Source organism: Microbulbifer sp. YPW16 (genome assembly GCF_021290385.1).
GTDB classification, from domain to species: Bacteria; Pseudomonadota; Gammaproteobacteria; order Pseudomonadales; family Cellvibrionaceae; genus Microbulbifer; species Microbulbifer zhoushanensis.
Map to the genome: position 1 here is coordinate 267,169 of NZ_CP089928.1, position 26,207 is coordinate 293,375.

At 61.1% G+C, this 26,207-nt stretch carries 19 protein-coding genes; 10 read left to right on the top strand and 9 right to left on the bottom strand.

Annotated elements, in window-relative coordinates; translation table 11 throughout:
- Positions 1-85: 85 nt before the first annotated feature.
- From LVE68_RS01175 to cysB, 5 genes are all read left to right on the top strand, one after another.
- Positions 86-1,393 (top strand): NAD(P)/FAD-dependent oxidoreductase, encoded by a 1,308-nt coding sequence (locus LVE68_RS01175; protein WP_232942382.1) that lies wholly within the window; start codon positions 86-88, stop codon positions 1,391-1,393.
- A gap of 169 nt (positions 1,394-1,562) precedes the next feature.
- Positions 1,563-3,923: a TonB-dependent receptor gene (locus LVE68_RS01180; protein WP_232942384.1), complete on the top strand. Its 2,361-nt coding sequence runs from the start codon at positions 1,563-1,565 to the stop codon at positions 3,921-3,923.
- Between the two features lie 132 nt (positions 3,924-4,055).
- Complete coding sequence (locus LVE68_RS01185) at positions 4,056-4,742, top strand: TetR/AcrR family transcriptional regulator (RefSeq protein WP_232942386.1); 687 nt, start codon at positions 4,056-4,058, stop codon at positions 4,740-4,742.
- Between the two features lie 20 nt (positions 4,743-4,762).
- Positions 4,763-5,647, top strand: a complete 885-nt coding sequence (locus LVE68_RS01190; protein ID WP_370636828.1) for a 5'-nucleotidase — start codon at positions 4,763-4,765, stop codon at positions 5,645-5,647.
- Between the two features lie 239 nt (positions 5,648-5,886).
- Positions 5,887-6,858, top strand: a complete 972-nt coding sequence (gene cysB, locus LVE68_RS01195) for an HTH-type transcriptional regulator CysB (RefSeq protein ID WP_232942390.1) — start codon at positions 5,887-5,889, stop codon at positions 6,856-6,858.
- A 10-nt stretch (positions 6,859-6,868) separates the two neighbouring features.
- Here cysB and LVE68_RS01200 read toward each other — a convergent pair whose 3' ends face one another.
- The 7 genes from LVE68_RS01200 to ppsR all read right to left on the bottom strand — a co-directional run bounded on the left by LVE68_RS01200 (position 6,869) and on the right by ppsR (position 13,508).
- The gene (locus LVE68_RS01200) at positions 6,869-7,975 is read right to left on the bottom strand and encodes an ABC transporter permease (protein WP_232942392.1); all 1,107 of its coding nucleotides are present in this window, start codon (positions 7,973-7,975) and stop codon (positions 6,869-6,871) included.
- Positions 7,972-8,925 carry an ABC transporter ATP-binding protein gene (locus LVE68_RS01205; protein WP_232942394.1) on the bottom strand — a complete coding sequence of 318 codons (954 nt, stop codon included), beginning with the start codon at positions 8,923-8,925 and terminating at the stop codon, positions 7,972-7,974. Before LVE68_RS01205 ends, LVE68_RS01200 begins: the two co-directional genes overlap by 4 nt.
- Positions 8,915-9,967: an HlyD family secretion protein gene (locus tag LVE68_RS01210; RefSeq protein ID WP_232942396.1), complete on the bottom strand. Its 1,053-nt coding sequence runs from the start codon at positions 9,965-9,967 to the stop codon at positions 8,915-8,917. Before LVE68_RS01210 ends, LVE68_RS01205 begins: the two co-directional genes overlap by 11 nt.
- Entirely contained in the window at positions 9,960-10,610 is a 651-nt protein-coding gene (locus LVE68_RS01215) for a TetR/AcrR family transcriptional regulator (protein WP_232942398.1), read from the bottom strand. The genes LVE68_RS01210 and LVE68_RS01215 overlap by 8 nt, the downstream gene beginning before the upstream one ends.
- Positions 10,611-10,790: 180 nt before the next feature.
- Complete coding sequence (locus LVE68_RS01220) at positions 10,791-11,093, bottom strand: hypothetical protein (RefSeq protein WP_232942400.1); 303 nt, start codon at positions 11,091-11,093, stop codon at positions 10,791-10,793.
- A gap of 164 nt (positions 11,094-11,257) precedes the next feature.
- Complete coding sequence (pabB, locus tag LVE68_RS01225; protein ID WP_232942402.1) at positions 11,258-12,595, bottom strand: aminodeoxychorismate synthase component I; 1,338 nt, start codon at positions 12,593-12,595, stop codon at positions 11,258-11,260.
- A gap of 85 nt (positions 12,596-12,680) precedes the next feature.
- Positions 12,681-13,508 carry a posphoenolpyruvate synthetase regulatory kinase/phosphorylase PpsR gene (gene ppsR / locus LVE68_RS01230; RefSeq protein ID WP_232942404.1) on the bottom strand — a complete coding sequence of 276 codons (828 nt, stop codon included), beginning with the start codon at positions 13,506-13,508 and terminating at the stop codon, positions 12,681-12,683.
- Positions 13,509-13,678: 170 nt separating this feature from the next.
- Here ppsR and ppsA point away from each other — a divergent pair, with 170 nt between their 5' ends.
- From ppsA to LVE68_RS01255, 5 genes are all read left to right on the top strand, one after another.
- Positions 13,679-16,048, top strand: coding sequence for a phosphoenolpyruvate synthase (gene ppsA / locus LVE68_RS01235; protein WP_232942406.1), 2,370 nt, complete (start codon positions 13,679-13,681; stop codon positions 16,046-16,048).
- Between the two features lie 531 nt (positions 16,049-16,579).
- A complete protein-coding gene (locus LVE68_RS01240; RefSeq protein ID WP_232942408.1) occupies positions 16,580-17,149 on the top strand; it encodes a L,D-transpeptidase family protein in 570 nt (189 codons plus the stop codon).
- A 154-nt stretch (positions 17,150-17,303) separates the two neighbouring features.
- On the top strand, positions 17,304-17,783 hold the full coding sequence (gene rraA, locus LVE68_RS01245) for a ribonuclease E activity regulator RraA (protein WP_232942410.1): 480 nt from the start codon (positions 17,304-17,306) through the stop codon (positions 17,781-17,783).
- A gap of 313 nt (positions 17,784-18,096) precedes the next feature.
- Entirely contained in the window at positions 18,097-20,340 is a 2,244-nt protein-coding gene (locus tag LVE68_RS01250) for an acyl-CoA dehydrogenase (RefSeq protein WP_232942412.1), read from the top strand.
- Positions 20,341-20,388: 48 nt separating this feature from the next.
- Positions 20,389-22,614: an acetyl-CoA hydrolase/transferase C-terminal domain-containing protein gene (locus LVE68_RS01255; RefSeq protein ID WP_232942414.1), complete on the top strand. Its 2,226-nt coding sequence runs from the start codon at positions 20,389-20,391 to the stop codon at positions 22,612-22,614.
- 56 nt (positions 22,615-22,670) lie between these two features.
- Here the strand turns inward: LVE68_RS01255 and aceA are convergent, their stop codons facing one another.
- Entirely contained in the window at positions 22,671-24,005 is a 1,335-nt protein-coding gene (aceA, locus tag LVE68_RS01260; protein WP_232942416.1) for an isocitrate lyase, read from the bottom strand.
- A 510-nt stretch (positions 24,006-24,515) separates the two neighbouring features.
- On the bottom strand, positions 24,516-26,114 hold the full coding sequence (locus tag LVE68_RS01265) for an isocitrate lyase (protein ID WP_232942418.1): 1,599 nt from the start codon (positions 26,112-26,114) through the stop codon (positions 24,516-24,518).
- Positions 26,115-26,207 lie beyond the last annotated feature (93 nt).

Sequence of the window (26,207 nt, forward strand, 5' to 3'; positions counted from 1 at the left end):
AAGAAACCGAATTATTATTCAATATAAATTGAACGATTATTCGGTTTTCGGGCAATGCCCGGAGACCACCTGCGGAGATGATGAAATGACGGCCACCGGCACAGTGAACAAGTTGATCGGGCACACCGACTCATACTATGCAGCCAGCGCCAACCCGGCACCGGTGTACCCGGCCCTGGAGGGGAATGTGGAGGCAGACGTCTGCGTGATTGGCGCCGGCTACACCGGGCTCTCCTCGGCGCTGCACCTGGCAGAGCGGGGCTACAAGGTGGTGGTGCTGGAAGCGGAACGGGTCGGCTGGGGGGCCTCGGGGCGCAATGGCGGCCATGTGGGTGTCGGCCAGCGCAAGGGGCAGGAGGACCTGGAAAAGATGCTCGGGCTCGACACCGCGCGGCAGCTGTGGGACATGAGCGTCGAGGCGGTACAGCTGGTGGAGCACCTGATCGACAGGCATGGAATCGACTGTGACCTCAAGCGGGGCATCCTGCACTTGGCGGCCAAGCGCAGCGACAATGAGCACCTGAAGCAGGAGGTGGAGCTGCTGCGCGAGCGTTACGGCTACAAGCAGATCCGCTACGCCGATGAAGCCGAGGCCCGGACGATGGTGGGTTCCGAGCGGTACTTCGGGGCCCAGGTGGATGATGGCTCACTGCACCTGCACCCGCTGAACTTTGCCCTGGGCCTGGCGGACGCCGCCGCTGCTGCGGGGGTCACCTTTTATGAGAACAGCCGCGTCACAGGCTACCGCGGAGGCTCCCCGTGCCTGGTCGAGACCGCAAAAGGGCAGGTGCGGGCCAGGAATGTAGTGCTTGCCTGTAACGGCTACCTGGGCAAGCTGGAGCCGCGCATGGCAGGCAAGATCATGCCTATCAACAATTTCGTGCTGGCGACGGAGCCCCTCCCGGACGCGCTGGCACAGGATTTGATCGCCAATGACTACGCACTGCAGGACACCCTGTTCGTGATCGACTACTGGAAGCTGTCCGGTGATAACCGGCTGATCTTCGGCGGGGGCGAGAATTACACCTCCCGGTTCCCCCAGGATATCCGCGCGTTTGTGCGCAAGTATATGCTGGCGGTCTACCCGCAGCTGGCGGACACGCGGATCGATTTCGGCTGGGGCGGCACCCTGGCGATCACCATGAACCGGATGCCGCACCTGGGACGGCTGGAGCCCAATGTCTACTACAGCCAGGGCTATTCCGGTCACGGTGTCCCCACGGCGACATTCGCCGGCAAATTAATCTCCGAGGTGATCGCGGGTACGGAGGAGCGTTTTGATATACTGGCGCAAATTCCAACACCGACCTTCCCGGGCGGCACCTTGCTGCGCTGGCCGGGGCTGGTAGCGGGGATGCTCTACTACAGCCTCAAAGACAAGCTGGGTGCCTGATTCTGGTGCGTTCACGGTCGCCGGGATCCGGGGACCGACTGACTGCCAAATAGAAATTTGAATAAATATTCGGTTTGTGGGATAACACACTCTCAAGCTTTTCGATGGGGTACTGCCATCGGCGGTATTGGATGAGCAACCCTGAATAACAACAAAGACGGGGACGACCATGCCTGTTACAGATAAAACACTTTCCACGCGGAAACACCTGCTGGCCTCGGCCGTTGGTGCCGCCGTATTCGCTGTCGGTACCGGTGCCGGCGCGGCGCAGATCGAGGAGGTGACCGTCACCGCCCAGATGCGTGCCGAGTCCCTCAAGGACGTGCCGATGGCGGTGAGCGCCTTTACCGGTGAGACGGTCAAGAACAGTAACCTGAGCGACTTCAAGGACCTGTTCTCCCTGACCCCCGGTATTTCCGGCGAGACCACCGACTCCTATTTCGATTCGGTCTCCGTGCGCGGGGTAAACAACAACAGCTTCGGCAGCGGCAGTGACCCGGCGCTGGGGATTTTCCTCGATGGTGTCTACCAGAGCCGCACCGGTGCCACCCCGAGCATGTACGACCTGGAGCGGGTCGAGGTTGTGAAGGGCCCGCAGGGCACCCTGTTTGGCCGTAACACCGCCTCTGGTGCCATCTCCATGGTTTCCCGCAAGCCCGGCGATACTGTCGCCGGCGAGGTTTCCGTGGGCGCGGGCCAGTACGGGCGCACCGAGATCGAGGGCGGGCTCGACATGCCCGTGGGTGAGGACCTCGCGGTCCGGTTCGCCGGCAAGCACTTCCAGGAAGACGGCCATGTGGAGAACCTCGCCGGTGGTCCCGACCTGGGCGCCAGTGAGCTGAATGCCATGCGCATTACCACTGTCTACGACGGCATGGATAACACCACGGTAACCCTGCTGGCCCAGTATGAGGACCGCATCAGCGACGGCACCATCTACCGCGCTTTCGACACCGATGCAGGTTACAACTACCCGATCCCGGAAGGGGATTATGACCAGGTCTATAACGACGAGCGGGGCAAGGATGAGTCGCAGATCGGCGATGTGATCCTGACCATCGAGCACGATCTGGCCAGTGGCTCCACCCTGTCTTCGATTACCGGCTACAAGACCCATGACTACAGCTATGTAGAGGATTTCGACGGGACGCCTTTCCCGATCGATACCTACTACCGCGACCAGTCCGGTGACTTCTTCAGCCAGGAATTCCGCCTGACCTCCAACAGCAGCGGCCCGTTCAATTACGTGCTGGGTGCCTCCTACTACAAGGAAGAGCTGGATACCTACTTTGCCGGTGTCGACAACGAGGACTTTATCTGCGACGGCATCTATGCCGACGAGTGGGAAGAGGGCCTCGACAGCTTCGTCACCTGTGACGCACTGCCGCAGGATGTGCTGGACGAAGCCTTCGGCTTCGGGGGCGATTCCTGGGAATACGCCCCGGGTATGCTCTCTATCGAAGAGGCCTACACTGTCGGCGAATACTCCGGCTGGGGCGTTTTCGCCAATACCACCTACGACCTGGGTGAATCCACCACCCTGGGCCTGGGTGTCCGTTACACCGAAGACGACAAGATGTACAGCGTGGACTCCCCGTGGCCCGATACCTGGACCGGCGGCTGGAACTACCAGGCCATGTACACCAACGGTGCCATTATCGGGGACAACACCTGGAGCAACGTCTCCGGTCGAGCGACCCTGACCCAGGTGCTGAGCGACGAGCTCACCGCTTACGCCAGCGTGGCCACCGGCTACAAGTCCGGCGGTTTTGATTACCTGAGCTACAACGTTACAGATCCCGCCTACGGCACTGATGCCGACAGCCAGTACGAGTGGCTGGACGAGCAGGGCTATGAGGTAGACGCCAGCAATGCCGAACCGAGCAAGTTCGACGAGGAGAACGTCCTGTCCTACGAGCTGGGCGTGAAGGCGCGCCTGCTGGATAACCGCCTGGCCCTCAATGCCGCGGCTTTCCAGTACACCTATGATGACCTGCAGCAGGCTTTCTTCGTCGGTGCGGCGGCCATTACCCGCAATGTGGGCGAGTCCACGGGCCAGGGCCTGGAAGTGGATGCCCAGTGGCTGCTGACCGACAACCTGGACCTGTACATGGGCCTGGCGTGGCTGGATACCGAGTTTACCGGTGCCCCGGCGGAGCTGTGTGAAACCTGTGACGGCAACGAGATGGCGTTCTCGCCGGCCTTCTCCTCGGCCACGGTGCTCACCTACCACCTGATGACCGGTATGGGTGAAGTCTCGGTTTCCGGTGAATACACCTACACCGGCGAGCAGTGGTCCGACCTGGAGAACACCAAGGCAGTGCGCCTGGACGCCCGCAATGTGTTCAACATGCGAGTGTCGCTCACGTCCCAGGATGACAGCTGGACCGCGGGCCTGTACGCCGAGAACCTCACCGGTGAGGAGTACTACCACTGGGGTTACGCCGAGGCGCTGTACAACCTGCCGGCAACCAAGACCGACCCGTCGCGGGGCCGCGTACTGGGCGTCAACCTGGACTATCGCTTCTGATCCCCCATTGCTCACAGGATGGGAGTGTAAAAACCGGCGCAACGCGCCGGTTTTTTTATGCCCGTGAATGGTGCAGTCGGGACTGACGCCGGAGCTATTGATGGTAAACTGCGGTTACCTGAGAATGGGGGCATGGATTTGTCTAACTCTGAACAACGCAAGCGCAAGAGCCAGCTCGCCCCACGCCGTGAGCCGGTCCAGGCGCGTGCCCGCGAACGCACCCGCAGGATCCTGGATACCACCGGGCGGCTGCTGGAAGAAGTGGGCCTGAATGACCTCACCACCATCCTGATCGCCAAGGACCTGGGGGTCTCGGTGGGCTCCCTGTACCACTACTTTCCCAACAAGCACGCGATCCTCTACGCGATGGGGGAGCAGTGGCTCGCGAGTATGACCACCGCCCTGGAAGAGCTCGGCCAGTCCGGTGTGGAGGATATGTCACTGCAGGAGTTTATCGCCGAGCTGGTCGATCGCCTGCTGAAGGTCTATCGCGAGCAGCGGGGCCTGTTGCCGCTGGTGCAGGCAATGTGGGGTATTCCCGAGTTGCATGAACTCGACGAGCGCCACGACGAGCTGATCATCACCCACCTGAGTGATATGTTCCGGCGAATGGGCTTCGCCTGTCCGGACAATGAGATGAACCGCCTGGCCCGGGCCACACTGGAAACCTGCCACGCGGTCTTCCTGGTGATCGTCAACCAGCGCGGCGTGCGCTCCGATCGCACCCGCGAGGACCTGGAACGAATGCTGTTCACCCTGCTCAGCGACCGGCGCGACGACAGCCGCCCCAACGGCCTCGAAGACGTGGAGGGGCCGTAATGCCACGCACCGACAAGCTGGTGATTGCGATTTCCTCCCGGGCGCTGTTCAACCTGGGCGACAGCCACCGGGTGTTTGAAGAGCAGGGGCTGGAGGCGTTTTCTGCCTACCAGGTGGAACATGAGAACGACGTGCTGGAGAAGGGCGATGCCTTTCCCCTGGTGGAAAAGTTCCTGCAGATCAACCAGCGCCTGGAAGGGAATCCGCGGGTCGAGGTGATCCTGTTGTCTCGCAACAGTGCGGACACCGGGCTGCGGGTATTCAATTCCATCGAGCACTACGGTCTCGATATTACCCGCGCGGCCTTCTGCAACGGCGACAGTCCCTATCGCTATATCGCCCCATTTGGCTGCCACCTGTTCCTGTCCACTGACGGTCAGGACGTGCGCCGGGCGCTGGAGCAGGGCGTGGCCGCCGCGACCCTGGTGGCGGGTGGCGATCGCTGGCGGGAAGATGACACCCTGCGATTCGCCTTTGACGGCGATGCGGTGATTTTCTCCGATGAAGCCGAGCAGATTTTCAAGCGCGATGGGCTCGCCGCATTCGCAGCCTCAGAGCGGGCCTCGGCACAGCAACCGCTGGGTGGTGGGCCGTTCAAGGGCTTCCTGGAAGCCCTGCAGCAGCTGCAGGCCGAATTTGCCCCTGACAACTGCCCGATACGGACTGCCCTGGTGACGGCCCGCTCGGCGCCGGCACACGAGCGGGTTATCCGCACCCTCCGGGCCTGGAACGTGCGGATCGACGAATCAGTATTCCTCGGTGGCCTGCCCAAGGGTGAATTCCTGCGCGCCTTTGGGGCGGATGTCTTTTTTGATGACCAGCCGGCACACTGTGCTTCGGCCGCCGAGCATGTCGCCACCGGCCATGTGCCCCACGGCATCGCCAATCTCGAGGGGCAGTCCTGACAGCCTGTTGATTAGCGTCCGGGACGCGGGCGGGGCCGCTGAATGGCGGCAGGAACCACACTTGCCGTGTCTGCTGTCACACCATGGCCGATCGGCCGGTTATTGGCTTTGCCCGTCCCGGGAATTCGCTGCTATTCTTTTCTCGCATAAACTTTTATAGTTTTTATAACTGCCGTGAGAGCGGCCGGGGGAGTCCGGGCTTGATGCCGGGTGCCGGGGCCTGATGCCAGGGAGAAACCATGAAGCTGCAGCAGTTGCGATATATCTGGGAAGTTGCCCACCACGACCTGAATGTCTCCGCTACCGCGCAGAGCCTGTATACCTCACAACCCGGGATCAGCAAGCAGATCCGCCTGCTGGAAGACGAGCTCGGCGTGGAGATTTTCGCGCGCAGCGGCAAGCACCTGACGCGTATCACGCCTGCCGGCGAGGCGATCCTCAAGACCGCCGGCGAGATCATGCACAAGGTGGAGAACATCAAGCAGGTCGCGCAGGAGTTCAGCAACGACCAGAAGGGCAGTCTCTCGATTGCCACCACCCATACCCAGGCGCGTTACGCGCTGCCACCGGTCATAAAGTCCTTTATCAATCGTTACCCGGAAGTCTCCCTGCACATGAACCAGGGCACGCCGATGCAGATTTCCGAGATGGCGGCGGATGGCACTGCGGATTTCGCCATTGCCACCGAGGCACTGGAGCTGTTCAGTGACCTGGTGATGATGCCGGTCTATCGCTGGAACCGCTGCCTGCTGGTGCCAAGGGACCACCCCCTGTGCCAGCTCAGCAAACTGACGCTGGAGGAAGTGGCACAGTACCCGATCGTGACCTACGTGTTCGGCTTCACCGGCCGCTCCAAGCTCGATGACGCCTTTATGGAGAAAGGCCTGTCGCCCAAGGTGGTCTTCACCGCGGCTGATGCCGACGTCATCAAGACCTATGTGCGTCTCGGCCTGGGGATCGGGATCGTCGCCGATATGGCGGTAGACGAGGCGGACGAGGACCTGGTCGCGCTGGATGCGAGTGAGCTGTTCGAGTCCAGTGTGACCAAGATTGGCTTCCGCAAGGGCATTTTCCTGCGGGGCTTCATGTATGAGTTTATCCAGCAGTTCGCCCCGCACCTGACCCGCGAGCTGGTGGACCAGGCGGCCCATGCCAGCTCCCGGGCAGAGCTGGATGAGCTGTTCGCCAACCTCGAACTGCCGGTTTACTGAGCCGCCGGGTTCAGTCCAGGCGCTTGCTGAAGCGGCTGATTGCAAGGGTCATCATCAGGGTGATAAATGCCAGCAGCGCCAGCACTTCAGGCCACAACTCGTGCAGGTCGGCGCCCCGTAGCATGATGCCCCGGATCAGGCGCAGGAAATGTGTCAATGGCAGGATCTCTGCAATCCATTTCGCCGGTAGCGGCATGCCCTCGAAGGGAAACATAAATCCCGATAGCAATATCGATGGCAGGAAGACAAAAAACGTCATCTGCATGGCCTGGAACTGCGACTGGGCCCGGGTCGAGATCAGCAGCCCCAGGGACAGGTTGGCGAGGATCAGCAACAACGCTGCCCAGTAGACGTCGATGGCGCTCCCTCGCACCGGCACCCCGAACAGCCACATCCCCAGCAACAGGATAAGCGTGGTCTGCACCAGGCCGATAATGCCGTAGGGCAGTACCTTGCCCAGCATCAGTTCGCTGCGGCTCACCGGGGTGGCGATCAGCAGTTCCATATTCCCCCGCTCCCGCTCCCGCACAATCGCAACCGAGGTAAACATCACCATGGTCATGGTCAGTATGATGCCGATCAGGCCGGGTACGATATTGATGGCAGAAACGCGCTGGGGGTTATAAAAACTCACTACGCTGATTGGTGCACGGGGCAGGGGAATCGAGGCCCGGTCCCGCTCTGTGGCCGGCGTTGTCAGCGGCAGTTGGGCCAGCTGGGCAGCCGCACTCTGGACAACGGTATCGCTCCCATCCACAAGCACCTGCGCCACAGGTTCTCCCCGCGCCAGGCGGCGCTCGAAGTCCCGCGGTATTACGATGCCGACACTGATCTCGCCGCGGTGGATCAGGGCCATGACGTCCTCGGCTGTGGTGGCGTGTGCCGCTGGTCGGATGATATCCGTCGCCAGCATGTCCATTGCCAGCTGCCGCGACGCAGAGGTCTGTGCCTCGTCGACGATTGCCGTCGGCAGGTGGCGCAGGTTGAGGTTGATGGCATAACCGAAAAGGACCAGCTGCATCACGGGAATGCCCGCTATCATCGCCAGGGTTACCCGGTCGCGGCGCAGCTGTCGCAATTCCTTGATCACAATCGCCCAGAGGCGTCGCAGGTTCATGGTGTTTTCGCGGTCTCTCCCGGTGCCCGGTGAGTGGTGACGGCGACAAAGACATCCTCGAGCGTGGGGCGCGCCGCCGTGAGTCGCGCCTGCAGGCCAGCCTCCTCGAGCGCCCGGGACAGGCGCTCCTCGATACCGTCACCTGACTCGCACAGTATCCTCAGGCTGTTGCCGATCTGTGCCGCGCTGATGACTCCGGGCAGGCCCAGCACGGTGGCCTTGGCCCGGCGTGGCTGCTGGGCCTCCACGGCGATAGTGCGCCCTTCCAGTGAGCCGGTAAGTTCCGCGGGCGTGCCGTCGGCCACCAGCGTGCCGCGGTCCAGGATGGCAAGGCGATGACAGCGTTCAGCCTCATCCATGTAGTGGGAGGACACCAGTATGGTTGTGCCGGCGTCGGCAAGTTCGAACAGTTTCTCCCAGAAGTCGCGCCGGGACTCGGGATCCACCGCGCTGGTGGGTTCATCCAGGAACAATAATTCCGGGCCGTGGACAATGCTGCCGGCCAGTGCCAGGCGCTGCTTCTGCCCGCCGCTCAGGGTGGCTGCCAGTTGTCGCTCCATGCCGGAGAAGTGGAACTCCTCCAGCAGTTCCGCCACGCGTCGCCGTGCCGGGGCGGCCGCGAGGCCCTGGACAGCGGCGAGAAACTCCAGGTTCTCCCGCACCGTCAGGTCGCCAAACAGCGAGAAGTGCTGGGTCATATAGCCGATACGGCGCCGCAGCGCTTCTGCCTGCCTGGGGATCTCCATGCCCAGTACATCAATATTTCCCCCGCTCGGGGTGAGCAAGCCGCAGAGCATCCGGATAGTGGTGGACTTGCCCGAGCCGTTGGGGCCGAGGAAACCGTATACCTGCCGTTTATCGATGCGCAGGTCCACTGCATTCACTGCCACCAGGTCTCCGAAAACCTTGGTCAGCCCGCGGGCGATCACGGCCGCCTCCTCACTTGCCATCGGGCTGCGGCCCCCCGTCAGTTTGCATCGGTTTCGTCGTCACTTTCGCTGCGTTGCCAGTCGTTGCCACGCCGGAGGTGAATTCGGCGCGCAGCGGCAGCCCGGAGGGTAGCTGCGCTGCGTCAGCACCGAGCTGGATCTCCGCCAGGTAGCTGAGGCGGGAGACATCCTTGCCGCTGAGGGCATAGTAGGGCGTAAAGCTTGGCTCGCTGCGAATCGTGCGTACCCGTCCCTCGAAGCTTCCGGCGACATCGTCGATGTAAACCAGTGCGCGGTCACCGGTCTGGACGCCGGGGCGTAGCGACTGCGGGACGTAAACCCGGGCATAGGGTGCTTTTCCAACCAGCATGTTGACCAGGGGGGCACCAACCGGAGCCTCATCGCCGGTCCGGAAAGGCAGGTCGTCGATGCGCCCGTTGCGGGGCGCCTGGAGCTGAAGCTTATCGAGCAATACCGCCTGGAGGCGCGCCTCGGCCTCGGCCCGCTCCAGCGCTGCGCGCCCCTGTGCGAGTTGCTCCGCGCGGGAGCCACGTTGCAACTCCAGCAGGGCGGCAGTGCGCGATTCCACCTCGGCCGCCGCGGTATCCAGCGCCGTGCGTGCCCGGTCGATATCGGCCTGGGAAATAAAATCCTCTTCCTTCAGTGCCAGCAGGCGGTGATGGTTGTCGTATGCTTCCTGGCGTGTCGCCCGGGCGGACTCCAGTGCAGCCTCGGCACGCTCTATCTCCTCAATCCGCGGCCCTTCCTCAAGCTCATCCAACTGTGCCCGCAGTCGCGCAACCTCGGCCCGGGCAACCTGCAGCCGGGCGCGGGTGGCGCGCTCGTCGAGGCGCATCAGAGGCTGTCCTGTGGCTACATCCTGCCCTTCAACTACAAGGGTTTCCTCGATTTTTTCTGCCGCGGGAGCCGGTACCGAGATGCGGTCCCATTCCAGTGTGCCAAGGGCACCCGGTTGTTTGTTATCACAGGCTGCAATGGCCAGCACGGCCATGGCCAATGCCGCACGTAGTGTTCTTGAGCCGCTGAAAAAGCCCTCAGGCATGGTGACCCCCGATTCCCTGTGAAACCAGCGCCAGTGTGTGCCGCTCCATGGCCTGTGAATCGATATCCCTGGTGTCCATCAGGTTTCGCCAGACAGGGGCGGCCGCGGCCGGAAACAGGGTCAGGCCAACCAGTGATACCAGGAGTAGTCGCGGATCGATGTCTGGGGGGAGTTGGCCCCGATCTTTTGCAGCTGAAAATGCCGCGACGATCTGCTGGAAGAACTGTTTACCGGTTCGTTCGATCAAGGGGGCACGGAATACGCCGCCTTCAAGAAGTACTTCCCTGGTCCATAGTGGCGGCCACCAGGGATGCCGATCGACGGTTGCTGACACCGCTGAGATAAACCGGCGCACAAGGGCCTCGGGAGAGCCGCTGAGGCCCCCCGGGCCCAACTGCTGTTGGACTTCCTTCAGGAGGGGAAGAACACGCTCGTCCAACACCGCCTGCTGCAGGTGCTCGCGAGAACCAAAGTAATAATGGAGTAGGGCGGGCGTGACACCGGCTTCCCCGGCGATATGTTTCAGTGCGGTCGCAGCGACCCCGCGTTGGGAATAGCACCGTACTGCGGCATCTATGATCGCCGGGCGGAGGTCCGTGCTGGTACGGTGTAGCGGTCTTCCTGGTGTTCGCTTCCCGGTCATCAGTGTCTCCCCAGCCCGGCATGGAAATTGAGCAGTGCTACCCGGAGCTGACCGCTTAATATTAAATTTGAATTTAATTATAGTCAATGTCGCAGGCCCTGGGCTTCCCGCCTGGAGAGAATAGGGGGAAGCCCCGGGGCTGGGGGGGAGAGTCAGGGACTTAAACGAAACCCGTCCCGGTCAGGACGCTTCGGCGGCACGCTGGAGAGGTTGCAGGACTTCCTTGGCGAACTTGAAATAGACAGTGTAGACCTGGGGTTCCCCGGAAGCTGCACTGTCCTCGACGACAAAGAAGGGAGCGCGGGAAACACCGTATTGGCGCGCCAGGACCATGCCGGGACTGGCCTGGTCCCGCTCGTCGGCAACCACGGTCTCGTCGATCAGTCTCAGCTGGTCGTTGTCGCGCAGCTTCTGCTCCACGTCGCGGCACTTGGCGCAGGGGGAGCCGTCACTGAGAATCTTCTTTACCAGGGTAATGCGCATAAACCGGCTCCTGCTTTCATCCTTAGGGCTAACTTCCCTCCCGCAGGGGTAGGGCGTATCTATCCATTGTCTGGCGCAGAATCTAGCAGAGGCTTTAATAACCTGGAAATATCAAAGTGAGATACGGTAATAACTACTGGTTTTATGGGGACTGAAAGCGTTTGTCAGGCCATCGTCTCGAGCGTGGCCAGCAGCATGCCGATTTTGTTCAGGCACTCGTCGTGTTCCGCAGCGGGGCTTGAATCCGCCACGATCCCCCCGCCGGCGGCACCGGTGACAAGTCCGTCGCTGGTGCTGAAGGTGCGGATCGCAATATTGGTATCCGCACGGCCGCAGCTGCTCAGGTAGCCGATGCTGCCACAGTAGATGCCGCGGGGGCTCAGTTCCAGCTCCCGGATTATCTCCATGGCGCGGCGCTTGGGCGCCCCGGTGATCGAGCCCCCGGGAAAACAGGCGCCGAGCAGGTCGGTGAAATAGCTGCCCTCGGGCAGTTCGCCGGTAATGCGGCTGACAAGGTGATGCACGTTGGCAAAGGTGGCCAGTTCGAACAGCTCCGGCACGCGCACACTGCCGCTGCGGCAGCGCTTGCTGAAGTCGTTGCGAAGCAGGTCGACGATCATCAGGTTCTCAGCCCTGTCCTTGACGCTGTGCTGTAGCGCTTCGGCCACCCGGGTATCCTCGACCGGGTCCGGGTGCCGGGGTGCGGTACCCTTGATGGGTTCCGTCTGCACGCTGCTGCCGTCGGCGTGGATAAATCGCTCCGGTGACAGGCTGAGTATCTGCCCGCCCGCAAGGTCAAGGTAGGCCGAGAAGGGGCCAGCCACCTGGCTGCGGAGCGCCAGGTAGGCGGCCAGCGGATCCCCCTCAAAGGGAGCGGTAAAACGCTGGGTAAAGTTGGCCTGGTAGATATCGCCTGCACGGATGTAGTCGAGGATCCGCTCGATGCGCCGGCAGTAATCATCGCGGCTGAACTCATGGGCAAACGGCGCCCCCAGGGCAAAGCGCCCGGTGCTGGCTTCATCCTGCCAGGACACGGCGTTAAAGCGCGCTATCAGGTCGCGGACCTGGATATCTGTGCATGCCGGATGGAATACCAGGTGGCTGGCACACAGCTGGTGATCGACGATCAGCGCCCAGCTGTAGAGCCCGAAAAAACCGGCGGGAAGGCCGGTGGGACGCGGGTCCGGGGCGAGAAAATTCTCCGCCATACCCAGCTCGTAGCCGGCGTAGCCGATTGCGCCACCGCAGAATGGCAGCTGCGCATCGCTGTCCTGTGGCGCCAGCTCGCACAACAGGTCGTCCAATTCGGAAAAGGGTTCACGGGTGTGGGCGTCGAGCTCCAGCGTCGCGAGCGGGTCCGCGCTGATAATGTCGAAGCGCCCGCCGGGTGCTACCGGGCGCCCGCTGTCCAGCCAGACAGGCGCGGGCAGGTCCGCAATGGCCTGAAAGGCCATCGGCGTGTTGATCGAGTAGGGAATGGCGACGATCTGCAGTGATTTCATTCAGGCTTCTATACGCACCACGCGGGACCCGGGTTTCCCTTTTGGGGCTACCCAGGCCAAAAAAGGCGGCTACTTTACCGTAAATTCAGCCGACGCGCCGCTCTATTCCGGCCTGGGACATCAGCTGGGTTGCCAGTTCCTCCACGGACAGCTGGGTGGCATCCAGGTAGGGGATCTGCGCCCGCCGCAACATCTGCTCTACCTGGCGCACCTCGAATTCGCACTGTTCCCGTGAAGCGTAGCGGCTGTTGGCGCGGCGCTCCTGCCGGATTGACATCAGCCGGTCGGGATCGATGGTGAGGCCGAACAGCTTGCGCCGGTAGGGGCGGAGGATTTTAGGCAGCGAGGTGGAGTCCATATCCTCCTCGGTGATGGGATAGTTGGCAGCGCGGAGGCCGAACTGCAGCGCCAGGTACAGGCAGGTGGGGGTCTTGCCCGAACGGGAGACTCCCACCAGGATGATATCGGCGCGGTCAAACTCCCGTACCCGGCGCCCGTCGTCGTTGTCCATAGCGTAGTGCACGGCCTCGATACGGTCGGTATAGCGGCTGTCGTTGGCAATACCGTGGGACACATTGACCGTCTGGGCGGGGTCGCTGCCGAAGAGGTTGGCCAGTGGCGTCAGGTAGCTTTCAAAGACATCCAGCATCAACGCGGGGCTCTGGTGGAGCTGCGCGCGAAACTCATCAGCGACGATACTGCTGATGACAATAGGCTGGCGCCCGGACTCGTGGGCGGCGCGCTCGATCCTCTCCATCACCCGTGCCACCTTATCCGCGGAATCGATATAGGGCAGGGTCACCTGCTCCACATGCTCGCTGCGAAACTGGGCCAGCAGGCTGTGGCCAATGGCCTCGACCGTGAGGCCGGTGCCATCGGAAACGAAGAATGCGGTGCGTTTATCCTTTGCCATGGGGGTCCCCGGGAGCTGTTTGGGTGGTCATGCTACGGCTTTTCCTGTTTGTAGTCTCGCGCGCGTTTTTGTAGAAAAATTACAACATTTTCGGCGCAAATTGCGGGGTATTTTTTACAAAACCCATCCTTATAATCAGCGCCTCAAATCCTGCTGCAGAGGGCGCACAAGTGACGAGTTTTACCATCAGCTTCGAGCAACTGGGCATGGGCGATGTCGACAAGGTCGGCGGCAAGAACGCCTCCCTGGGAGAGATGATCTCTTCCCTCGCCGGTGCCGGAGTCAGTGTGCCCGGTGGCTTTGCCACCACGGCTGACGCTTTCCGCGCCTTCCTCGCCCACGAAAAGCTCGAGGAGCGCATCGCCGCCCGCCTCCAGACCCTCAATGTCGAGGATGTCAGGGCGCTGGCGGAAGCCGGGGAGGAAATCCGTGGATGGATTATCGAGACCCCGTTCCCGGCGGAGCTGGAACAACAGATCCGCGATGGCTACGAAAAGCTGGGCGGTGGTGAAACCGCCGTGGCAGTGCGCTCCTCTGCCACCGCCGAGGACCTGCCGGATGCCTCGTTCGCGGGCCAGCAGGAGACATTCCTGAATATTCGCGGTATCGATGCTGTGCTGACCGCGGTGAAGGAGGTCTTCGCCTCCCTCTACAATGACCGCGCCATTGCTTACCGGGTCCACACCGGTTACGCCCATGCCGGCGTTGCCCTCTCCGCGGGTATCCAGCATATGGTACGCAGCGATATCGGTGCCGCCGGTGTTATGTTCACGCTGGATACCGAAAGCGGATTCCGCGATGCGGTATTTATCACTTCCGCATACGGCCTCGGTGAGACCGTGGTGCAGGGCGCAGTGAACCCGGATGAATTTTACCTGTACAAGCCGGCACTGCTGGCTGGTCGCCCGGCAATCCTGCGCCGCAACCGCGGCAGCAAGGCGATAAAGATGGTCTATGACCAGGGGGGAGAATGCGGCCGTTCCGTCAAAACCGAGCAGGTGGCCGAGGAAGACCGGCTCACCTTCTCGCTGACTGACGAGGAATTGACCAGCCTGGCCCTGCAAGCCTGCAAGATCGAGGAACACTACGGCCGGCCGATGGATATCGAGTGGGCCAAGGATGGGGAAACCGGCAAGCTGTTTATTGTCCAGGCACGCCCGGAGACGGTCCGCTCCCGGGACGAAGGCACCAGTATCGAGCGTTACCACCTGCGGGAGCGCGGCGATGTGCTGTGCGAGGGCCGTGCAATCGGCCAGCGTATTGGCGCCGGTCGTGTGCGGGTGCTGGATTCAGTCGAGGATATGGCTGCAATGCAGGACGGTGAGGTCCTGGTTACCGATATGACAGACCCGGATTGGGAACCGGTGTTGAAAAAGGCCAGCGCTATCGTGACCAATCGCGGCGGCCGTACCTGCCATGCTGCGATCATCGCCCGCGAGCTAGGTATTCCCGCTGTGGTCGGTTGCGGCAACGCCACCGAACTGCTGCAGGACGGCACCCCGGTTACCGTCTCCTGTGCAGAGGGTGATACCGGTTTCGTAATGTCCGGTGAGCTGGAGTTCGAGCGCGAGCAGACCGAAGTGCAGGATATGCCCGAGCTGCCGTTCAAGATCATGCTGAACGTCGGTAACCCCGATCGCGCGTTTGCGTTCAGCCACCTGCCTAACGAAGGGGTAGGCCTGGCGCGCCTCGAGTTTATCCTCAACCGCATGATCGGCATTCACCCGAAAGCGCTGCTGGAGCTGGACAAGCTGCCGGAAGACCTGCAGAAAACGATTCGCGAGCGCATTGGCGGCTACGATTCCCCGGAAGACTTTATTGTCGAAAAGCTGGTGGAGGGCATCTCAACCCTGGCTGCGGCCTTTGCCCCGAACCGGGTGATCGTGCGGCTGTCGGACTTCAAGTCGAATGAGTACGCACACCTGGTGGGCGGGCAGCTGTACGAGCCCAGCGAGGAGAACCCGATGCTGGGCTTCCGTGGTGCCGCGCGCTACCGCTCTGACGACTTTCGCCAGTGCTTTGCCCTGGAGTGCCGTGCACTGAAGAAGGTGCGCGAAGAGATGGGGCTGGATAACGTGGAAATCATGGTGCCGTTCGTGCGCACACCTGCAGAGGCCGCCGAAGTGGTGTCCCTGATGGCGGACAACGGTCTCAAGCGTGGTGAGCGCGGCCTGAAAGTGATCATGATGTGCGAGCTGCCCTCAAATGCCTTGCTGGCGGAGGATTTCCTGCAGCACTTTGATGGCTTCTCGATCGGCTCCAATGACCTCACCCAGCTTACCCTGGGCCTGGACCGGGATTCCGGTCTGGTGGCAGAGCTGTTTGATGAGCGCGACCCGGCGGTTAAGCTGCTGCTTTCCAAGGCGATCCGCGCCTGCAAGAAGGCCGGCAAGTACGTGGGCATCTGCGGCCAGGGCCCGTCTGATCACAAGGACTTTGCCCGCTGGCTGATGGATGAGGGTATCGACAGCGTATCCCTGAACCCGGATACCGCGGTGGATACCTGGCTGTTCCTTGCCAGTGACCCTGAAGCGCAATAACCCAAAAGCGGCCCGTAAGGGCCGCTTTTTTTTTGCCTGCATTCCTGACATCAATCCAGGTTCGGATCCCGGTGTTACCCGGGACATTCACACTGCATTACCGGCGGGGATCAAAGTTTTATTGTGGGCCCACAAAGTAGCCTGCCGACCCCTTTCCTTTCCCCCCGTTAAAAATTCCGGCACTGAGTCATACCAATGTTACCAGCCCGGGACAGGTAGCGACCCAATTTCCCATTCTTTACCCCCTAACGACGAAACCTGTACCAGTGGAAAGCCATTCCCCGGTCGTAATTACCAGTGCCCCAAACCACCTCAATAACGGCCATCCGTGACAGAAGGAATCTGTCTAAGGGTCTCGTCTGGCGGCAATAGAATCGAATAGTGAATGGACCTGCTGCCGCTTTACTTTTGCCAAACAGGCAGTGGGGTTAAGAAGAAGCCAACGAATACGCGGAAGGGACCAGGGAATGAAAACTGATGACGCCCGTGCAGGCGCGATCAATGTCCGCGTCGAGTCAAGTGAGGTGATGTATGCACACGATCAGACGAGAATGGCCCCCACTCGCCTACGCGGGACTGATGCTCTTACTGCTCGCATTCCTGTCGGTTCCGGCCACAGCTAACCAGCGAGGCGTAAACTGGTTCGATGAGCAGGCCGCGGCATCGAGTTCCGGTGCACCATCAATCAAGATCAACCTGAGTGAGCAGCGCGCCTACTTCTACAAGGGCGGACGCCTTGTCGGGGTGTCCAAAGTGTCTTCGGGCAAGAAGGGCTACAGGACCAGCCCGGGGCATTTCCGGGTGCTGTCCAAACATCCCCGCCATCGCTCCACTATTTACGGCAGTTATGTCGACAAGCAGACCGGGCGAGTGGTTAAAGCCGATGTGAATACCCGTACCGATCGCCGCCCTCCCGGTACTTACTACCGTGGCGCGAAGATGCATTATTACATTCGCTTTAATGGCGGGATTGGGCTGCACGCGTCGGGGCACGTACCCAATTACCCGGCCTCGCACGGTTGTGTTCGCATGCCGCGGCATATGGCGCAGATATTCTATCGCTACGCCAGGATCGGAACGCCAGTGAGGGTCAGCTACTGATCGGGCCTATGCACACCTATCAGCGGCTGCAATACCGGGTACTATCCGTGGGGATAATGCCCGGTATTTTTGTGCTTGCTTGCAAGTGCCGGGTGCGGCGGCATACTGGAGTGCAATTACTGTATTTTCCTGACTAGGCGGAAGGGGGCAGCTTGTGAAAATTTCCACACCGGACCTTTGTGATGAACATGGAGATGGGCTTCAGGTACTGGAACCCATGATGGTGAACTACGGTGGGCGTGAATGTTTCGGCGGCCGAATCGTCACCATCAAGTGCTTCGAGGACAATTCCCTGGTGCGGGAGCTGGTGGCGGAGCCGGGACGTGGGCAGGTGCTGGTGGTCGACGCTGGCGGATCCATGCGCAGGGCCTGTCTTGGCGACCAGCTGGCAGAGAAAGCCGTGGTCAATGGCTGGGAGGGCATATTGATGTATGGCTGTATCCGCGATGTGGATGAGATTGGCGAGCTGGACCTGGGTGTGCAGGCACTCGGTGCACATCCGATGAAGACCGAGAAAAAGGGAGTCGGTGAACGGGACCTTCCGGTGACATTCGGCGGTGTTACATTTACGCCGGGTGAGTTCGTTTATGCGGATAACAACGGTGTGATTGTGAGTGCTGGAGCACTTCTGTAATAGCTTGTTTGCGGGCAGCTTTGCTGGCACCTGATCTGTTATTTGACCCCTGGCGTAGCATTCCCTAGCCTGACTCATGGCTGGGGATGGTTGTGCCCGGGGGATGTTTTCCCCCAACTGGCCTTGAGCGGCCTTATCCCCGGGAGGACGCTGATGTCTGTCGTCCTTCGTCGTCGAAATAAGTGTCAAATGTGTTAGGCCGCGGACCTCCGCTGCGATGCAATGCGCCCCGGTCGCCTATCATGTGAGCTGACACCGTCATGCATACGCGGGGGCTTTCAGTGCCCGCCCATCCAGCACCCGGAAGGAAACAATGAGCGACCTGCGAAAAAAATGGTTCACCGGCCCACTGTTAAACCTGATTAAAAAAGTTCTCCCGCCCATCTCCGAAACCGAGCGTGAGGCCATGGAAGCGGGCGAAGTGTGGTGGGATGCGGAACTGCTGTCCGGCAAGCCCAACTGGGACGAACTCCTGAGCATGGGGCCACCGAAACTTACCGAGGAAGAACAGGCTTTTCTCGATGGCCCGACTGAAGAGCTCTGCCAGATGGTGGACGACTGGCAGATCAGCTTCGAGGACCGCGACATTCCCGACGAGGTCTGGGAGTTCCTGAAGAAAGAGCGCTTTTTCGGCATCATTATTCCCAAGGAATATGGCGGTCTCGGTTTCTCGCCTACGGCCCATGCCGAGATTGTCACCAAGATCTCTACCCGCAGCACTACTGTGGGCGTCACCGTAATGGTCCCCAACTCCCTCGGCCCCGGTGAGCTGCTGATGGCACACGGTACCGAGGAGCAGAAGGATTATTTTCTGCCGCGCCTGGCCGACGGCCGGGAACTCCCGTGTTTCGGCCTGACAGGTGTGGAGGCCGGATCTGACGCCGCCTCGATGACCGACCGCGGGGTGGTCTGTTACGGCGAATACAATGGTGAGAAGACGCTGGGGATGCGCGTCAACTGGCACAAGCGTTACATTACGCTGGCGCCGGTGGCAACGATCCTGGGACTTGCCTTTAAGCTTTATGATCCCGATCACCTCCTGGGAGACGAGGAGGAGCTGGGGATCACCGTGGCCCTGGTACCCACCGATACCGAGGGTGTCACCATTGGCCAGCGCCACCTGCCGGCCATGCAGGCATTCCAGAATGGACCCAACTGGGGCAAGGATGTCTTTATCCCCATGGAGTGGATTATTGGCGGGCAGGAGAATGTGGGGCGCGGCTGGCACATGCTGATGAGCGCCCTGGCTGCGGGTCGCGGTATTTCCCTGCCGTCACTCTCTACCGGTGGCGCGAAGATGTCTGCACGCCTCACCGGTGCCTATGCGCGGGTGAGGGAGCAGTTCGGCATCCCGATCGGCAAGTTCGAGGGTGTACAGCACCGCCTGGCCGAGATCGCGAGCATTGCCTACGTGCTGGATTCCGCCCACAAGACCACCACCCGCGCCCTGGACGAGGGGCTCAAGCCCGCGGTCGTTTCGGCAATCATGAAGGCCCACGCTACCTACGGGCTGCGCAATGCCATCAATGACGCGATGGATATCCATGCGGGCAAGGCGATCATGGACGGACCGCTTAACTATATCGGCAATGTCTACCGGGCCGTGCCGGTGGCCATTACCGTGGAAGGGGCCAACATCCTGACGCGCAGCCTGATGATCTTCGGCCAGGGAGCCATCCGCTGCCATCCCTACCTGCTGGACGAGATGCTTGCGGCGGAAAATGAGGATACGGAAGCCGGCACGGAAGAGCTGGACGAGCTGTTGCCCAAGCACGCCTGGTTCCAGGTCAAGACGCTGGCCCGGGGCTTTTTCCATGGCTGGACCGTCGGCCTGTTTGCCAGCAGCCCGCGCGGCGTGGGCGCGGCGGCCAAGTACTATCGACAGCTGAACCGCTATTCCGCCATCCTGACCCTGGCTACTGAAATATCCCTGATGTCCCTGGGCGGCGAGTTGAAGCGCAAGGAGCTGATCTCTGCGCGCCTCGGTGATGTGCTCAGCCAGCTCTACCTGCTCAGCTCGACACTGAAGCGATTCAAGGACGACGGCAGCCCGGAGGCAGACAGGCCGTTGCTGGAATTCTCCATGCGCGCCGGTCTCCACAAGATTGAGGTCAGCCTGATGGAGGTCTACCAGAATTTCCCCCGTCGTTTCCTCGGCCACCTGATGCATTTCCTCACCATGCCCTGGGGCCACAGCGTGCATACCGCATCAGACCGCCAGGCCCGGGCCTGCGCCGAGCTCCTGATGGAGCCGTCCGAGACCCGGGACCGGCTTACCCGGGGAGTCTTCCTGGGTAACCCGGGAGACGGCGTGGACATCATGGAACAGGCTTTCAACAAAGTTTGTGCGACCCAGGAAGCCCGCGACAAGATGAAGAAAGCCGGGCTGCGGCAATTGAACGCAGACTGTATCGACAAGGCGCTGGAGAAGAAGGTGATCAGCGAAGAAGAGGCCAGCGCATTGCAGGAAGCCGCCGAAGCGGTCAACCTGGCAATCCAGGTGGATCACTTCGACCACCTCAGCCCCTGCGGCGACAAGGCGAAGCACGAGGAGTAAATCCGCACCCCGCCCGTAAACCGGGCGGGGCAGGGCAGGAGCAATTCCGTGGAGAAAGAAACACGGCGCCTAGACTGCGCCGAGGCCTGCGTCGATGCAGTGCTGGAAAAAGTGGGCAAACGAATCGTGCTGGGCCTGCCGCTGGGTATCGGCAAGGCCAACCACTTTGCCAATGCCCTGTATGCCAGGGCTGCCGCAGACCGGTCCATTTCCCTGACGATTTTTACTGCCCTGACCCTGGAGCGTCCCCGGGGCAAGGGGGAAATCCAGCGGCGCTTTATCCAGCCGCTGCTGGACCGCCTCTACAACCATTACCAGGATCTCGCTTTCACAGATCCCCGCCACCGTGGCCAGTTGCCGCCCAACATAGAAGTCTGCGAGTTTTTTATGCAGCCCGGGGCCTACGTGCACAACGCCACGGCGCAGCAGAGTTACGTCAGCTCCAACTATACCCATGTGACCCGCGACCTCTTCGACCGTGGGGTGAACGTGGTTGCGCAAATGGTGGCCCCGGATCCGGACGGTTCTGGAGGCGCGTACAGCCTGAGCAGCAATCCCGACCTGACTCTGCCAATACTGCGGGAGGCGGCGGCACGGAAGGACTATGAGCTCTACATGCTCGGTGAGGTCAATCCGCAGCTGCCCTTTATGCCCGGTGACTCGGTGCTGGAGGCCGGTGATTTCGATTTTCTGCTGGAAGGGGATGCCTTTGATACCCCGCTGTTCTGCGCGCCCACCACGCCGGTGAACTTTACCGAGTACAGCCTGGGATTCCACGTGGCCAGCCTGGTACCCGATGGCGGAACCCTGCAAGTGGGGATCGGCGCAATCGGTGATGCTGTCTGCCATGCGCTGCGCCTGCGCCATGAACACAATGATCTCTACCGGGGCATCCTGCAGGACCTGACCTCGGACGACTCGCTGCAATATCGCCAGCGCCTGCCCATGGAGACCGGGACCTTTGACCGGGGGCTGTACGGCGCCAGCGAGATGGTTCCACCCGGGTTCCTGCACCTGCGACGCGAGGGGATACTGACCCGGGAGGTGTACCCGGATGCCAGCCTGCAGTCCCTGCTGGACAGCGGAGCGGTAGAAGCGATTGCCGATGAGCAGCTGCTGCTGGCGCTCAGGGACTGCGGCAGGATCAGCTGCCCGTTGACGCAGGCGGACACTGAGTTCCTGCAGTCCATTGGTGCCATCGATCCCAGTTACAGCTGGCGTGGTCACAGGCTGCTGAGCCCGGACGGCGAGGAGGAGGAGAGCGATCTCCATAGTGCGCATGGCCGGCGGCGGCTGCTGGGTAGCCGTGCAGGACAGAAGCTACGCGGCGGCACCTGGCTTCACGGCGGTTTTTACCTGGGCCCGTCTTCCATGTATGCGGAACTTCGCCAGATGCCGGAAGACGAGCTTGCCGGCATCAATATGACCGCAATCGATTTCATCAATGATCTGCTGGGCGACACCGAGCTTAAAATTGCACAGCGGCAACAGGCGCGTTTCGTCAATGCAGCGATGATGGTAACCCTGAATGGGGCAGTGGTTTCCGATGGGCTGGCGGACGCCCAGGTGGTGAGTGGTGTGGGCGGCCAATATAACTTTGTTGCCCAGGCGCACCAGCTACCAGGTGGCCGTTCCGCAATCGCCCTGGCCAGCACCCGGGAAAGTCATGGCGAAACACGCAGTAATATCGTCTGGGAATACCCCCACTGTACCATTCCCCGGCATCTCCGCGATATTGTGGTCACCGAGTATGGCGTTGCCGACCTGCGGGGGAAAAGCGACCGCGACGTGATTGCCGCAATGCTGGCCATCTGCGATTCACGCTTCCAGGAAGAGTTGCTGGAAAAGGCCAGGTCGGCCGGCAAGATCGAGGCCGACTTCACCATTCCGCTGGAGTTTACGGAAAACACCCCTGAGCGTATCCGCGCGGCCTATAACACTGACGAGCGGCTGGCGCAGTTGCCTTATTTTCCACTGGGGACCGATTTCACGGAGGAAGAAGCCCTGTTGGCAGTGGCCCTGGGGCGGCTCAAAGTGCACAGCAAGAAATGGTGGAAGGTCGTGCCCCTGGCGCTGGCCGGGCGGGGCGCCTCTGCGGACCGCTCAAAGGAGGCGGACTACATCCACCGGTGCCTGGAGCGGATGGCATTCGAGGATACGGATACCTTCGAACATCGCCTCGAGGGTTACCTGGTTGCCGGGGCCCTGCGTCGCTTTGTGGACTTGCGCCGACCGCTGACTGTGGATGAGCCGCCCCAGGGCAGTGATGCATAAGAAAGGGCCGCAGGGCGGCCCGGAAAGTGAGTGAAATGATATTTTCAGCACGGGGCTTACTTGAACTGGTCTTCCTCGGTGGAGCCGGTCAGCGCGGTTACTGAGGACTGCCCGCCCTGGATGACATTGGTCATGTCATCGAAGTAGCCGGTACCCACCTCCTGCTGGTGCGCGACAAAGGTATAGCCTTTATCGGCGTCGGCAAACTCCTTCTCCTGCAGGCGCACATAGGCAGACATGTCTTCACGGGCATAGTCGTAAGCCAGGTTGAACATGCTATTCCACATGTTGTGGATGCCGGCCAGGGTGATGAACTGGAATTTGTACCCCATGGCCGACAGTTCCCGCTGGAACCTGGCGATGGTGTCGTCGTCCAGGTTTTTTCTCCAGTTGAAGGAGGGCGAGCAGTTATAGGACAGCAACTGGTCCGGGTAATCCTTGCGGATCGCCTCGGCAAATTTCTTCGCCTCCTCCAGGTTCGGGGTGGCGGTTTCACACCACAGCAGGTCGGCATAGGGTGCATAGGAGAGGCCGCGGGCTATGGCCTGGTCGATACCGGCCTTGACCCGGTAGAAACCCTCGGCGGTGCGTTCCCCGGTCAGGAAGGGCGCATCGCGCTCGTCGTGGTCGGATGTCATCAGGTCCGCGGCATTGGCGTCCGTACGGGCCAGGACAATAGTGGGAACCCCCTCAATATCTGTCGCCAGGCGTGCTGCTACCAGCTTCTGTATGGCCTCCTGGGTCGGCACCAGGACTTTGCCGCCCATGTGGCCACACTTCTTCACGGAAGCCAGCTGGTCTTCAAAGTGCACGCCGGAGGCGCCGGCACGGATCATGTTCTTCATCAGCTCAAAGGCGTTCAGGACGCCGCCAAAACCCGCTTCGGCATCGGCGACAATCGGCGCGAAATAGTCAATATAGCCGTCGTCCCCGGGATTCTTGCCGGTCTTCCACTGAATCTGGTCAGCGCGCTCGAAGGCATTGTTGATGCGGCGCACCACGGTGGGGACCGAGTCAACGGCGTACAGGGACTGGTCCGGGTACATGGTCTCCGAGCTGTTGGCGTCGGCGGCTACCTGCCAGCCTGACAGGTAGATGGCCTGGACGCCGGCCTTCACCTGCTGTACCGCCTGGCCGCCGGTCAGGGCGCCCATGGCATTGACAAAGTCCTTTTCCGGGCGGAAATCCGGCCGACCACCCTCGTTGATCAGCTTCCAGAGCCGCTCCGCGCCACGCCGGGCGATGGTGTTCTCCCGCTTGATGGAGCCCCGCAGGCGTACCACATCTTCGGCGCTGTAGGTGCGCTCAACACCTTTCCAGCGGGGGTTCTCCGCCCAGTCTTTCTCGATGGCCGCTATTTCGGCCTTGCGGTCATAGTTGCCGGTAGTCATCGGTTGCTTTCCCTCGAAATGGTGGCTGCGAATTAGGTATTGAGCATCTGGCGCCGGGACGGCCCGGCTGGCCAGTCTCCATGGTCTCTGTCGCGCCGTCGCCCGGCACCCGGCTGCGCTCCTGGCCCAGGGTGCTTCCTCATGAGCAGAGGCCCGGACTTGCCTGCGCCTTGCTGATACCGCTCAGCCACTGCATGTCGCCGGAAGGATTGAGCAGGGCAAACTTGAGCAGGTAACAGCCAGAATTAAAGACCAGAACACGGCCTGGCGTGGCCATAGCTTCCGCCAGATAGGCACTGTCCTCCCATAAGGCTAGTCGAATCTGGCGCGATATCCCCCCGATTCGGGCAGGCAAACACAAAAGGCCGCTGCTGTGGCCTGGTTCCCGGAGAAGGCCGGTTTTTCACCATCCATAAAAAAGGGGCCACCAAGTGGCCCCAAAAGTGAGTGAATAAGCTGCAGCAGTTGGCAGTATCTGGGCCTGCCAGGGCTGCTGCCTGATGACAGCGCTTAGCTGAACTGGTTCATGGTGTTGTCTTTACCCGCTGCCTTGAGGGCAGCTTCACCGGCAAAGTATTCCTTGTGATCGTCACCCATGTCGGAGCCCGCCATGTTCTGGTGTTTGACGCAGGCGATACCCTGGCGAATTTCCTTGCGCTGCACGCCTTCCACGTAACCCAGCATGCCTTTTTCACCGAAGTACTCCTTCGCCAGGTTGTCGGTAGACAGCGCGGCAGTGTGGTAGGTCGGCAGGGTGATCAGGTGGTGGAAGATACCGGCTTCACGGGCTGCATCTGCCTGGAAGGTACGGATCTTGTCGTCGGCCTCGCGGGACAATTCGGTATCGTCGTATTCCGCACTCATCAGGTTTTCGCGGTTGTAGGCAGAAACGTCCTTGCCTTCCTCCTGCCAGGCGTCGAACACTTGCTGGCGGAAGTTCAGGGTCCAGTTGAACGACGGGCTGTTGTTGTAAACGAGCTTCGCGTTCGGCACCTGCTTGCGGATTTCGTCCATCATGCCGCCGATCTGGCCGACATGGGGCTTCTCGGTTTCAATCCAGATCAGGTCAGCACCGTTCTGCAGGGATGTCACGCTGTCGAGGATACAGCGGGCCTCGCCAGTACCCTGGCGGAACTGGAACAGGTTGGAGGCCAGGCGCTTCGGACGCAGCAGCTTGCCGTCGCGGTTGATGATTACATCGCCGTTGGCCAGGTCGCCCGCGGCCACTTCCTCGCAATCCAGGAAGGAGTTGTACTGGTCACCCAGGTCGCCCGGTTCCTTGGTCACCGCGATCTGCTTGGTCAGGCCGGCGCCGAGGGAATCGGTACGGGCGACGATCACGCCGTCCTCTACACCCAGTTCCAGGAACGCGTAGCGTACCGCGCGGATCTTGGCCAGGAACTCTTCATGGGGAACGGTTACTTTGCCGTCCTGGTGGCCACACTGCTTCTCGTCGGAAACCTGGTTTTCGATCTGGATACAGCAGGCACCGGCTTCAATCATTTTCTTGGCCAGCAGGTAAGTCGCTTCCGCGTTGCCGAAACCGGCATCGATGTCGGCAATGATCGGGACAACGTGAGTCACGTGATTGTCGATCTTGTCGATAATCGCTTTCTCGCCGTCCTTGTCGCCGGCCTCACGGGCAGCATCTAACTCGCGGAACAGGCCGCCCAGCTCACGGGCGTCAGCCTGGCGCAGGAAGGTGTACAGCTCTTCGATCAGGGCCGCGACGGAAGTCTTTTCATGCATGGATTGGTCGGGCAGGGGGCCAAATTCACTGCGCAGTGCTGCGACCATCCAGCCGGACAGGTACAGGTAACGGCGATCGGTGTTGCCTTCAAAGTGCTTCTTGATGGAAATCATTTTCTGCTGGCCGATAAAGCCATGCCAGCAACCCAGTGACTGGGTGTACTTGGTGCAATCCTTGTCGTAAGCCTCCATGTCCTTACGCATGATATTGGCGGTGTACCTGGCGATCTCGAGGCCGTTCTGGAATTTGTTCTGGAGACGCATACGTGCCACGGATTCCGGGTTAATGGCATCCCAGGAGCTGCCATTGGCTTTACGGAGCTTGGCTGCCGCTTCGATTTCTTGCGAGTAAGTAGACATTGGCTTTGTTTCCTCGAAAAGAGATGACTGCGATTTGTTGTTGCATATGCTAGAGGCCTTGGCATAATTTGGCTAATTTATTGCCATTATTTT